This is a genomic window from Ruegeria sp. YTSA108, from assembly GCF_059610185.1.
This window is the reverse complement of record NZ_JBXWND010000005.1, coordinates 20,974-33,164: the sequence shown is the minus strand read 5'-3', so window position 1 is coordinate 33,164 and position 12,191 is coordinate 20,974. Positions and strand designations below refer to the sequence as shown.

Annotated in this window: 12 protein-coding genes and 1 tRNA gene; 7 read left to right on the top strand and 6 right to left on the bottom strand. The window is 57.2% G+C overall.

Features of this window, described 5'->3' with window-relative positions; all coding sequences use genetic code 11:
• Positions 1-24: 24 nt before the first annotated feature.
• The 4 genes from AC2FHW_RS08850 to rpmH all read right to left on the bottom strand — a co-directional run bounded on the left by AC2FHW_RS08850 (position 25) and on the right by rpmH (position 2,517).
• Positions 25-1,632: an acyl-CoA dehydrogenase family protein gene (locus tag AC2FHW_RS08850; RefSeq protein ID WP_496821804.1), complete on the bottom strand. Its 1,608-nt coding sequence runs from the start codon at positions 1,630-1,632 to the stop codon at positions 25-27.
• A gap of 66 nt (positions 1,633-1,698) precedes the next feature.
• A complete protein-coding gene (gene yidD / locus AC2FHW_RS08845) occupies positions 1,699-1,935 on the bottom strand; it encodes a membrane protein insertion efficiency factor YidD (protein WP_271952014.1) in 237 nt (78 codons plus the stop codon).
• A complete protein-coding gene (rnpA, locus tag AC2FHW_RS08840; RefSeq protein ID WP_271952015.1) occupies positions 1,932-2,357 on the bottom strand; it encodes a ribonuclease P protein component in 426 nt (141 codons plus the stop codon). The genes yidD and rnpA overlap by 4 nt, the downstream gene beginning before the upstream one ends.
• A 25-nt stretch (positions 2,358-2,382) precedes the next feature.
• Entirely contained in the window at positions 2,383-2,517 is a 135-nt protein-coding gene (rpmH, locus tag AC2FHW_RS08835) for a 50S ribosomal protein L34 (protein ID WP_005632162.1), read from the bottom strand.
• A gap of 296 nt (positions 2,518-2,813) precedes the next feature.
• On the opposite strand from rpmH, the gene AC2FHW_RS08830 reads away from it, so the two are divergent.
• The 4 genes from AC2FHW_RS08830 (at position 2,814) to AC2FHW_RS08815 (ending at position 6,508) form a co-directional block, all read left to right on the top strand.
• A complete protein-coding gene (locus AC2FHW_RS08830; RefSeq protein ID WP_271952047.1) occupies positions 2,814-3,545 on the top strand; it encodes a TVP38/TMEM64 family protein in 732 nt (243 codons plus the stop codon).
• Positions 3,546-3,547: 2 nt separating this feature from the next.
• Positions 3,548-4,966: a dihydrolipoyl dehydrogenase family protein gene (locus AC2FHW_RS08825; protein ID WP_496743459.1), complete on the top strand. Its 1,419-nt coding sequence runs from the start codon at positions 3,548-3,550 to the stop codon at positions 4,964-4,966.
• Between the two features lie 18 nt (positions 4,967-4,984).
• Complete coding sequence (locus AC2FHW_RS08820) at positions 4,985-6,367, top strand: sensor histidine kinase (RefSeq protein WP_271952018.1); 1,383 nt, start codon at positions 4,985-4,987, stop codon at positions 6,365-6,367.
• A gap of 64 nt (positions 6,368-6,431) precedes the next feature.
• Positions 6,432-6,508 (top strand) — tRNA-Arg (locus tag AC2FHW_RS08815).
• 767 nt (positions 6,509-7,275) lie between these two features.
• Here the strand turns inward: AC2FHW_RS08815 and AC2FHW_RS08810 are convergent.
• A complete protein-coding gene (locus AC2FHW_RS08810) occupies positions 7,276-8,163 on the bottom strand; it encodes a LysR family transcriptional regulator (protein WP_142639713.1) in 888 nt (295 codons plus the stop codon).
• A gap of 122 nt (positions 8,164-8,285) precedes the next feature.
• On the opposite strand from AC2FHW_RS08810, the gene cuyA reads away from it, so the two are divergent.
• On the top strand, positions 8,286-9,299 hold the full coding sequence (cuyA, locus tag AC2FHW_RS08805; protein WP_271952020.1) for a D-cysteate sulfo-lyase: 1,014 nt from the start codon (positions 8,286-8,288) through the stop codon (positions 9,297-9,299).
• Positions 9,300-9,302: 3 nt separating this feature from the next.
• A complete protein-coding gene (gene cuyB, locus AC2FHW_RS08800) occupies positions 9,303-10,004 on the top strand; it encodes a cysteate racemase (protein ID WP_271952022.1) in 702 nt (233 codons plus the stop codon).
• Between the two features lie 62 nt (positions 10,005-10,066).
• On the opposite strand, the gene AC2FHW_RS08795 is transcribed toward cuyB, so the two are convergent.
• Entirely contained in the window at positions 10,067-10,945 is an 879-nt protein-coding gene (locus AC2FHW_RS08795) for a LysR family transcriptional regulator (protein WP_246097333.1), read from the bottom strand.
• 274 nt (positions 10,946-11,219) lie between these two features.
• Between AC2FHW_RS08795 and AC2FHW_RS08790 the strand changes: the two genes are divergently transcribed.
• Positions 11,220-12,185 carry an ABC transporter substrate-binding protein gene (locus tag AC2FHW_RS08790; protein WP_271952024.1) on the top strand — a complete coding sequence of 322 codons (966 nt, stop codon included), beginning with the start codon at positions 11,220-11,222 and terminating at the stop codon, positions 12,183-12,185.
• The last annotated feature ends 6 nt before the right edge of the window (positions 12,186-12,191 follow it).

Here is a 12,191-nt window from a genome sequence, read left to right as displayed (position 1 = left end):
GGCGTATCCGGGCAAGTGTGCGGGTCAGCCCAACCGCGCAAGCAGGGCACCAGTGTCCAGCCCGGACACCGAACCGGGGATGCGGCCATTGTTACCTGTCAGCCGAGACGCCACAAATCCATCAGCGACCGGCCCGGGCGCTTGGCGTATCAGTTGAGAGGCAGTCAGCAGCAAAGCAGTGCGCTCCGCAAACCAGCGCGCCTCGGCTTCGGGTGGGATATTGGTCCAGCGGGCGCGGTGGTCCCTCAGCGCCGCATCATAGTGGCGGTTCACTCCGGTTGCCGCCTCAAGCTCGGCCTGCAGGACCTGGGCGGCCAAGGGGTCGCGCGCCAGGGTGCGCAGGATATCCAGACAGATCACATTGCCCGAACCTTCCCAGATGCCGTTCAAAGGGGCTTCACGGTAGAGCAGGGGCAGGGGGGTGTCCTCGACATAGCCAATGCCGCCCAACACCTCCATGGCTTCGACCACGACGACTGGACAGCGTTTGTTGTTGAGGAACTTGGCGAGTGCAACAGCGATGCGGGCAAAGGCTTTATCCTCGGGTGTATGACCGTCATAAGCCTGCGCCACACGCATTCCCAGTGTCAGCGCCCCCTCCCAGTCCAGCACGAGATCGGCCAGAACGATGCGCATCAGGGGTTGGTCAATCAACCGGCGCTGAAAGGCGCTGCGATGGCTGACCCAATGATGCGCTTCGCTGAGGGCCGCCCGCATCAAACCTGCCGGGGCCATCGCAGTGTCGAGCCGTGTGTGATGCACCATCTCCAGGATTGTGCGCACACCCGCGCCCTCATCTCCAAGCTGATAGGCCAGCGCACCATGGTATTCAATCTCGGCCGAGGCGTTGGACCGATTGCCCAGCTTGTTCTTCAGCCGCATCAGGTGGATTGCATTGCGTTCGCCGTCCAGCCAGCGGGGCACAAGGAAACAGGTCAGACCGCCGGGGGTCTGGGCAAGTGTCAGGAAACCGTCGGACATCGGGGCCGAGCAGAACCATTTATGCCCACGCAGCCGCCAGTGATCTCCGTCGCGTGTGGCCGTCGTTGTAGTGGCGCGAATGTCCGAGCCGCCCTGTTTCTCAGTCATCGCCATGCCCAGCGTGGCGCTTTTTTTGGAGGCGATAGGAGCGATAGAGGAATCGTGGTTCCATTCCGTCAATCTGGGAACCCAGATCGAGGCAATCTCTTCATTCGCCGCAAGTGCTGGAACGGCTGCGTAAGTCATGGTCAGCGGGCAGCAATGTCCGGGTTCGACCTGACTGGCAAGGTAGACCATGGCGGCGTGGGTCGCGTGACCATTCGGTAGGTCAGACCAGGCAACGGTTGCGTATCCGGATGATTGGCTGAGTTGCATCAGGTGATGGTATGAATGAGTGAAACGCACTTCATCCAGGCGGCGTCCACCTTGGTCAAACAGAACAAGTTCTGGGGAGTGGAAATTGGCCTCGCGCGCCATGTCTCTGACTGCAGCACGCCCAAGGTCTGCACCATAGTTGCGAAGAATAGAGCTTCGCGCGCCTGCCACATTTTGCAGTACTGGGTCAGAGGCCCAAAGGTCTAAATCTCCGCGCACAGGCGGCTGGTTCAGAACGTCATGTGTGGGTAGGGAATGGCGCGCGTCAGATGTCATCTGGCCCTCGAATTGAACAGCACAACTGTTCAGCGAAGGTGCGCTCCGGTCAAGTCCGACGACGGGTCAGGAGGGATCTTCATGGTCCGGAACCGGATCATACCCGTCACCACCCAAAGGGTGGCAGCGCCCAATCCGTCGTGCGGCCAGCCATGTGCCATTGATGGCACCGTGTTTTTCCAGTGCCTCCAACGCATAGGCCGAGCATGTAGGCTGATAGCGGCAGTTGAACCCGACCCAAGGGCTGAACAGCAACCGGTACGCCCGAATGGGTAAGGCAAGGATATGCGAGAGCAATGTCATTTCCGCGCAGCATGGACTTTACGCAGAGCATAGCGCAAATCATCCAGCAGCGCTGCATAAGGGCGTCCGGCTGTGACATCGGCGCGACCGATTAGCACGTAATCCCAGCCGTCCTGCCCCTTCTCAGGCAGTACCGCGCGCGCAGCTTCGCGCAGGCGTCGCTTGGCCCGGTTGCGAGCCACGGCATTGCCGACCTTTTTGGAACAGGTGAAACCGACGCGAATCCCGTCCGCCTCGCCCTCGGCGCGTTTGCGCGCCTGCACCATCATTGATGATGTGCCCTGCCGACGCGCGCGCGCGGCGTTCAGGAAATCGGATCGTTTCCTGAGGATGATCAATGTTTTGGATGCGCAAACGGACGCCGCCGGGGGTGTATCCCCAGGTTGGTTCTTACCATCCTCAGGGGCCTCCGGCGGCGTCATGTTCATAACCTGATCGGTGAGCGGTTTATGCGCTCAGCGACTTGCGGCCACGTGCGCGGCGCGAGTTCAGGATCTTGCGGCCGGCCTTGGTGGCCATGCGCGCGCGGAAACCGTGGCGGCGTTTGCGAACCAGGTTCGAAGGCTGATAGGTGCGTTTCATCGCTCCGTCTCCAATCTATTCGGTCGGGTGCAGCGCGGATTCGCCTGCCCGTGGTGTTCGAAGCCCGTCCTCTACTGCCAAGCGGGGGGTAAGTCAAACCCCTTGGTGGGGGTTTTGCAGCCTTTTGCAACAATTCTATAATCCCGCGCGGTAAAAGATTTCAAAAATACGGATTTTAGGCACAAAACCCTCACATTCACTGTCGAAAAGATCAAGGCAGCGTGAGGCCCCTGTTGCCCGGGCGCGTGACGTCGCATGTTGAGGCCAGAATGAGACGCACAAAACCGGACACCATTATGAGCGATACAACTCAGGCCCCGCGCAGCGGGCTTGCGCGACATATTCCTTTGCTGGTGATTCTTGCCGTAGCCGCTGTGGGTTACTTTACACTGGGTGAATACCTGACTTTTGAAACCCTGCGCGACAACCGAGAGGCCCTTTTGGGTTGGCGTGATGCCAATTACTGGGCAATGGCAGGTGCGTTCATAGCGATTTACATTGCCATCGTTGCGTTCTCGCTGCCCGGCGCTGCGGTGGCATCGATGACCGGAGGGTTCCTGTTTGGCCTTTTCGCAGGCACGGTCTTCAACATTTTTGCAGCAACCATCGGCGCCTCGGTGATCTTTCTGGCGGCGCGCTGGGGGTTGGGGGCGTCCTTGACGGCGCGTCTTGAGGCCTCGGAAGGCACGATCAAAAAGCTGAAGGACGGCCTGCGCGAGAATGAGATCTCGGTCCTGTTCCTGCTGCGCCTTGTCCCGGTGGTTCCGTTCTTTGTGGCCAATCTGGTGCCGGCGCTGGTGGGGGTGAAGTTCCGCAACTTTCTGTTCACCACGGCGCTGGGCATCATTCCCGGTGGCATCGTTTATACTTGGATCGGCGTCGGGCTGGGCGGTGTATTCGACCGAGGTGAAACGCCGGATGTCTCACTGCTGTGGGAGCCTTTTGTCATCGGCCCCATCATCGGCTTGTGTGTGCTGGCGGCTCTGCCCATTCTGATCAAAACGCTGCGCGGCCAAAAGGACAGCTGATCATGCAAGAACTGAAATCCGATATCCTGGTGATCGGGGCCGGGTCAGGTGGGCTGTCGGTCGCCGCGGGGGCGAGCCAGATGGGTGCGGATGTGATCCTGCTGGAAGGTCACAAGATGGGCGGGGATTGTCTGAATTTCGGCTGCGTCCCGTCCAAGGCCCTGATTGCCAGCGGCAAGGCCGCCTATGGGCAGGCGCATGCCTCGGCGCTGGGTGTGGCGGATGTGGTGCCACAGGTGGATTACGCCGCCGCCAAAGATCACGTGCATGATGTGATTGCGCAGATCGAGCCGATGGACAGCCAAGAGCGGTTCGAAAGCTTTGGTGTCAAGGTGATCCGGGAATATGGCAGCTTTGTCTCTCCGACACAGGTTCAGGCGGGGGATCATCTGATCACCGCGAGGCGGGTTGTGATTGCAACAGGCTCTTCACCACTGATTCCGTCGATCCCCGGTTTGGACAAGGTGCCGTATTATACCAACGAGACTATCTTTGATCTGCGCGACAAGCCCGATCATCTGCTGATCATCGGCGGTGGCCCCATCGGGATGGAGATGGCGCAGGCGCATATTCGGCTCGGTTGCAAGGTCACAGTCATCGAAGGGCAAAATGCGCTGGGCAAGGATGACCCCGAGGCGGCAGAGGTCGTGCTGGACAGTTTGCGCGCCGAGGGCGTTGCGATCCATGAACAGGCGATGGTGGCACAGATTCGCGGCTCCGATGGCGCGGTTGAAGTGGTGACCGAGAACTGCGAGATCTTCTCGGGCACGCATCTGCTGCTCGCTGCGGGGCGAAAGGCCAATACCGACCGCCTCAACCTTGCCGCTGCCGGGATCGAGCCCATCCGAACCGGCATCAAGGTCGACGACACCCTGCGCACCACGAACCGCAGGGTCTATGCGATCGGAGATGTCGCAGGTGGGCTGCAATTCACTCATGTGGCGGGCTATCACGCGGGGATTATCATTCGTTCGGCGCTGTTTGGGCTGCCCTCCAAGGCGAAAACCGCACATATCCCCTGGGCGACCTACACCGACCCCGAGCTGGCGCAGGTTGGCCTGACCGAGGTGCAGGCGCGCGCCGAGCATGGCGATAAGATGGAAATTGCGCGGTTTGACTATCACCACAACGACCGCGCCATTTCCGAGCGTAAAACGAATGGTTTCATCAAGGTCATGGTCGTCAAAGGCCGACCTGTGGGTGCCACAATTGTTGGCCATCAGGCGGGTGAGCTGATCAGCTTGTGGTCGCTGGCGCTGGCCAATAATCTGAAGATGGGGCAGGTTGCCGCCATGGTTTCGCCCTATCCGACGATTGGAGAGCTTAACAAACGGGTGGCGGGCGCCTATTTCTCACCAAGGCTGTTTGAGAATCAAACGGTTAAACGTGTGGTCAGCTTCGTCCAGCGCTGGATGCCCTGACCTGGAAGGGAGAGCAATGTGAACTCGCTGTCAGGCCGATTTCTGATCCTGACGACGGTCTTCGTGATGTTGGCCGAGGTTCTGATTTTTGTCCCTTCGATTGCGCGATTCCGCGAAGATTTCCTGCTGAACCGGCTGGAGCGCGCTCAGATCGCCTCGCTCGCTTTGTTGGCCGATGATATGCTGGCCGAGGAACTTGAGGCTGAACTGCTGGCCAATGCGGGCGTCTATAACGTGGTTCTACGGCGAGACGAGATGCGCCAGTTGATGCTGTCCTCTCCTATTCCAGGGCAGATCAGCAAGACCTATGACCTGCGTGACGCGCGACCATGGGTTTTGATCCGGGATGCTGTCGTGCGGTTGTTCACGCCGGAAAATGAAGTCATCCGTGTAATTGGCGAGCCTGTGAAAGGCGCAGGTCTGCTGATTGAGGTGACGACTGACAGCATGCCTTTGCGTATGGCGATGACGGATTATGGGTTACGCATTCTGGGCCTGTCATTTGTGATTTCGATCATCACGGCTTTTTTCCTGTTTCTTGCGGTTCGGGTGGTTCTGGTAAAGCCCATCAAAAGCGTTGTCGGATATATGCAGCGCTATGCCAGCGCCCCCGAAGATGCCCGTGGAATCATCTCACCGGATTCCAAAGTGACCGAGCTGCGCGAGGCCGAAGAGGCGCTGAAACAGTTGCAAACCGAACTGACCCAGGCCCTGAAACAGCGCGAGCGTCTGGCGCAGCTGGGCGGGGCTGTGGCCAAGGTGAGCCACGATCTGCGCAACATCCTGACCTCGGCCCAGCTGTTTACCGACCGGATCGAATCCAGCGAAGACCCGTTGGTGCGTCGCATGGCCCCTAAGCTGGTGAACTCGATCACCCGAGCGGTAACCCTGTGCGAAAGCACATTGGCATTTGGCCGCGCTGAAGAACCTGCACCGTCGCTTACACTGGTTCCGCTCCGCACTGTGGCCGAGGATGTGGTTGCGAGCGAGAAACTTGCCGTTGCCGATGCCTGTGTCGAGATCATCAATGATGTGCCGGAAGAGTTGGTCGTAAGAGCTGATCCTGAACAGATTTTCCGTGTCATGATGAACCTCGTTCGAAATGCCCGTCAGGCGCTGGTTGCATCAGGAAAGCCCGGTCGGATCACCTTGTCCGGGCAAGAGCAGGACGCCAACTGGTGTATTCAGATCAGCGACACAGGGCCGGGCCTGCCGGCCAAAGCGCGTGAAAATCTGTTCACACCCTTTCAGGGTGGCGTCCGCAAAGGCGGGTCGGGTCTGGGCTTGGCGATCTCACAGGAACTGTTGCGGGGCCATGGGGGTGACCTTGTTCTGACCGAGACAGGGTCAACAGGTACCACCTTTGAAATTCGCCTCCCGCGGGGCGATGGGGCTTTTTGAATTATTTTTACAGAATCGACTTGCACGTCCCGAATGCCGGGTCTACATAGCGCCTCACCAACGCGGACCGATAGCTCAGCTGGATAGAGTACTTGACTACGAATCAAGGGGTCGGGGGTTCGAATCCTCCTCGGTCCGCCACTGGTTTCCTGTTGAACGTCACACGAACCTGACCCAACCGTCATAGTTGGATCAGAAAAGCAGTGAACGTTCGACATCAGAAGGCGCCCCCAACGTTGGACATCGGTTGAATTTGACCTTTGCGTCATCAAATAGCACGCCGCCCCCATTTCATACTCCCGCAGACAGTTTGGTTTGATCTGATCGCCCCTCTTGGAAAATCAGAGCTGATTTGTAGGTCTGACAGCGAAGCTGCCTGTTCCTGCTAATCTGCCACGTGGCGAACGCGGGAGGGTGCGAGGCAATGCTATTCGACGGAGGTGGCGCGGCCCGCAGGCACGGTCGAGGACACGGTTTTGTCTAATAGGGTTGCCCGAGCGGGAAGGCAGCGTCTTTCCCCTGATGGCCAGGGGCGTTTGGCTAGTCCAAATCCGGCTGGCCCCAAAACAAGTGCGACGGTGTGGGCTGCGCCGTAACTCTTTGCGCCAGAACACGTTGTTTTTCGAAAAAATGGGCGGAATGCGGAAGTTCGCCGCGTATTCGAATTTCAAAAACCACAACGGTCAAAGTGGCCACTCGCTTGTATCGTTTCTTTGGCAGCTGGGCATGTTCGAGAGACGACTGCTGCCAAGATCAGGTGCTTAGGATGTAGCAGTTTTTGCGATAACGAAGCGTTTTGCGTGTGGGCTTCGTTTTTTTTTCGGTCTGGCGAAGGGTGTGTAAGGGAAAATCAAGCCCTTCTGTTTAGGGGCGGCTTGCCATTTGGGATAGAGAGTGCAGCGGGAAAACTAGAAACTTAAAATGTCTTCAAGTTGTTTCCATATTTGCTCCGCATGATCTGGCTGCGCTTTTGCCAAGCGGACCATCCTGATTGCCAGAATTTGAGTGGGCAGCACATCTTCGATGCACATAAGCCTGCCGTCAGAAAGGTGGGTCGCGACCAGCGAGTGGGGCAGCCAGGCAATTCCGATTTCATTCAGGGCGTATTCTAGAATGGCCAATGTAAGCGCGGTTTCGGCCTTGGGTATTGCGGTTTTACCTTCAGGCAAACGCGGGGCGATCATCCGGGAATAGACCTGCCCGAGAAAAACCTCGGGCGGGTAGCTGATTGTTGGAATTGCGGCTTCCGTCACTTGCGGACGCACAGCAGGCGCGCAGACGGGAATTAACGTATCCATCCCCAGCGTTTTGGTTTCAAATACGTTGACGGGTTCTTGCATCTTGTCATCAGGCACCGCGTACATGATGGCAAAATCGACCTCCTTCGAAATCAGATGCAGTAGGCACTCGTCTTGATTTCCTGACCGCACGCGAACCGAGGTTTCGCCATCTTCAGTCAAAACACGCACAATTTCGGGGGAAACCGTCGTTGTGAGGGCGTGTTGGCAAACGAAAGACAGCGACTTGCCGGCCTGATCACTCGCGGTTTTTAGGCTGTGCCGAAGCCCATGCAGCCGGGTGCTGAGTTCACGTAATTCAAATTCCAGTTCCCGCACGCCTGGCATCAAAGAGACTGGCTTGCGGCGGCGATCAAACAGCGTTGCGCCGATGTTGTCTTCGATAAGCCGCACCCGCCGAGTAAACGCAGATTGCGTCAGCAATCGCTTTTCAGCGGCGCGGGCGAGAGAGCCGCTATCAAGCACGGCCAATATATCATCGATCCACTCAAGACGCATGGCGGATCGATAGTGCAGTTCGTGACAACATGCAATTCCTGCAATTTATGTACCGAAGTTCGAATTAGGAATGCGCCTCAGCGCGTAGTAAGTTGACAAAAGCAAATATTAGGAACCATGACATGCACCTTGCCCGTTTTCCCCGTCTGCATCTTGCCCATCTTCCAACACCGCTTGAACCCATGACGCGATTGTCAAAAGAGCTGGGGGTCGAAATATGGATCAAACGCGATGATTGCACCGGTATGTCGACCGGCGGCAACAAGACCCGCAAGCTTGAATTTCTAATGGCTGAGGCCGAGGCGCAGGGTGCCGACATGGTGATGACCCAAGGGGCCACGCAAACCAACCACGGTCGGCAGACGGCTGCATTTGCCGCCAAGCTGGGGCTTGCCTGTCACATCCTTTTGGAGGATCGCACCGGTTACCAAAATGGAAACTACAATACGAACGGTAACGTCCTTCTAGACCATTTGCATGGCGCAACTACCGAGAAGTTTCCTGGCGGCCACGACATGCCGGGTGAGATGGAAAAAGCAGCCGAAAAGAAGCGCGCGGAAGGGCACAATGTCTATGTCATTCCTGGCGGCGGATCGAACCCGACCGGCGCACTTGGCTATGTTAACGCGGCCTTCGAACTGTTGGCACAAGCAAATAACAGTGGTTTGCAAATTGACAGATTGGTGCATGCAACCGGTTCTTCAGGAACGCAGGCCGGATTGGTGACGGGCATGTGTGCCATGAATGCGCAGGTGCCCGTTCTGGGCATCGGCACAAGGGCGCCTCAGCCCAAGCAAGAACAGATGGTTTTTGACCTCGCCTGCAAAACCGCTGAAAAACTGGGCTGCGCAGGTATGGTCAAGCGCGAAGACGTGAAGGCCAATACTGACTATGTCGGCGAGGGTTATGGCCTGCCCACGAAAAGCGGCATAGAGGCGATCCAGATGTTTGCAGAGCTCGAAGGCATCCTCCTCGATCCGTGCTATTCTGCCAAGGGTGCGGCCGGTCTGATTGATCTTGCCCGCAAGGGTGAGTTCAATGGCGAACGGATTGTGTTCCTGCACACCGGGGGTGCCGCAGCCCTTGGGGGGTATGATTTTGCCTTTGATCATCAAAACCGCTGGGTGACTGTCTGAGCCATGACACTGCGCCCGGTTGGAATTCTTGGCGGTATGGGCCCCGAAGCGACGATCCTCCTCCAGCGCAAGCTGGTGGCGGCCGTACCCGCAACTGATGACCAGGATCACATACCTTTGTTGATCGACATGAACCCGCAGGTGCCGTCGCGGGTTAGTCATCTGCTCGAGGGCGTCGGCGAGGATCCGGGGCCGACGCTTGCCGCTATGGCGCGTCGGCTTGAAGATGCTGGAGCCTTGGCGCTGGCGATGCCGTGCAACACCGCCCATCACTATGCCAAGGCGATTACGGACTCCGTGGAAATACCCTTGCTGAGCGTGGTCGAACTGACGGCTGATCATGCGGCTGGGACGCTCGGATCAGGGGGATGTGTCGGGATGCTTGCCTCGCCCGCCGTACGACATACGCAGCTATTCGAGACAGCGTTGCACAGGCGCGGGCTGTCGGTGGTTTGGTCCGCATGTGATGAAAAGATGCTTGCAGCGATCCGGAAAATTAAGACGGACGGTCCGTGCAATGAAGGGCGCGAAACACTAAGAGTTGCCTCGAAAGAACTTGTTGCCGCAGGGGCCGACCTGCAGCTTGTGGCTTGCTCAGAATTCTCGCTCATCGCTGATAGTGTTGCGGCCGAGGTCAATGCCATTGATACGATTGACCTGCTTGTCCAGGCGATTGTCGAATTTTCCCACGCAGGGCAAGTTTAGGCGATTGAATTAAGTGCGCCACAGCGTTCGGAGGCAATCTGTAAGTCAACAGATACCTTTGTTCATAATTGGTCCCAAAGCTGTTGCGCTGTCTGATCAAAGGTCGCCGGATTGGCAAATGCGGAAATCGTCAAGGTGGCACACCACGCGTCATCGCCGATTGGCACCAGCAATCCCGCGTCCAGCTCTGGCGAAATCGCAGTTTCGGGCATCCAGGCAAAGCCGCTTCCGGTAATCAGGCGTCTCTTGATTGTCTCAACCAGACTATCAACATAAATCGTCTCGGCGTTCAGGGGTTTGCGGTCTATGGTATTTTCTACAACCATGCCTAAAAACGAAGAACGATCATATGCCAGATAGGGGATGGGTGGGCCATCCTGCTCTGCGAGACTCCAACCCATGGCACGCGCTGAATCAGCTGTAGCCACTGGTACCAGACGATCCTTTAACAGGTCTTTTCGCTCAAATGCGGTTTCATCAATCATCGGTGAAACCGAGTGGTGATTGTAACACAAGAGAATGTCCACTGCGCCCTCGACCAACAGGTCACAGCAGGTGCTTAGGGAATCGGACAGTACACGAGTGCGCAGATCGGGAATTTGCATCTGCAACTCTTCGATGCGACTTGCCAAAAAATTAACCGCGATCGTGTGGAGGACCGAAAACCGGATGAAACGGCTATCCCCACGATCGGCATCCCGCAGCGATTGACGGGATTCTGACAGTTGTGAGATCGCCGCTAAAGCGACCGGCAAGAATTGTTGACCTGCTTCTGTCAATTGAACAGGATAGGTGGCGCGATTGACCAGAGGCAGCCCGACCCAGCTCTCCAACGCTTTGATTCTACGACTGAATGCGGATTGTGTGATGTTGCGTTCATCGGAGGCTCGGGTGAAGTTCAGTGTCCGGGCGAGGCATTCAAAGTCGCGCAGCCAGTTCAAATCCAATGTGTGTACCTGCATTTCCAAGGAAGCATTGGTCGAGCATACTCAAAACTATGCATTGCGGGAATAGTTTGATGAAATGTTCGAATTGGCCCTCAGAAAACCTCATGCTCTAGACTTTAAGCTAGGGCCTGGCGGTTTGTCCCCCTTTTCCCCTTCCGTCCGAAGTCGCAGCCCGAGACGACTTTGTACGACACCGCCGAGCGATGGGAATGAGATTGACTAAAAAAACGACGCCAAAATACGGCGCAATTCAACAGAGGAGACTATCATGAGAAACAAGCTAAAGGCATTTGGTATGGCAGCGGCGGTAGGTATCTATGCGATGCCCGCATTCGCGGCGGAAGAGGTTAAAATCGGTGTGCCGTCTTGGACCGGGGCGCAGGCAATCGCTCATCTTCTGGGTGCCGTTGTTGAAACGCGCATCGGCGGGACGGTTGAATATGTGCCCGGTAACAATGCAACCATCTTTCAAGCCATGGATCAGGGCAAAGGTGACATCGACGTGCATCCAGATGTGTGGCTGCCCAATCAGGAGAGCTTTACCAAGAAGTATGTCGACGAGGCCGGTACGGTAACATTGTCCTCGAACCCCTACGAAGGCAATCAGGGTTTTTGCGTCAGCAAGGACTTTGGTGAGGCCAACAATATCACCGACATAGCTGATCTGGGCCGCCCTGATGTCGCCGCCCTGATGGACAGCGATGGCAACGGCAAGGGTGAGATGTGGATTGGCGCCCCCGGCTGGGCTTCGGCCAATGTGAACGAGGTGAAAACGCGCGACTACGGTCTGCTTGATTTCATCGAGCCCGTGCGTGCAGAAGAAAGCGTGAAGACCGCGCGTATCAAAGACAGCATCGCCAAAGGCGAGGGCTATGCCTTCTATTGCTACAAGCCACACGCGGTCTGGTACATGTTCGACGTTCAAATGCTGAGCGAGCCGACGTTCGACCCGGCAAAATACGTGATGGTGCAGCCATCGGACGATCCGGATTGGTATAGCAAATCCAGTGTTGCCACCAAAGACGCCCTGAAGAACGTCCAGATCGCATGGTCCAATACGTTGCCAGACCGCTCACCTGCGATTGCTGATTTCTTCGCGAATTTCGCATTGACTGCGGATGATGTCAGCGGTTTCGCCTTTGAGATCAGCGGCAAAGGTCGCGATCCGGCAGAGGTTGCCCGCGAATGGGTCGAAGCGAACCCGGATCGCGTCGACGCTTGGCTGGGCCTCTGATCCCAC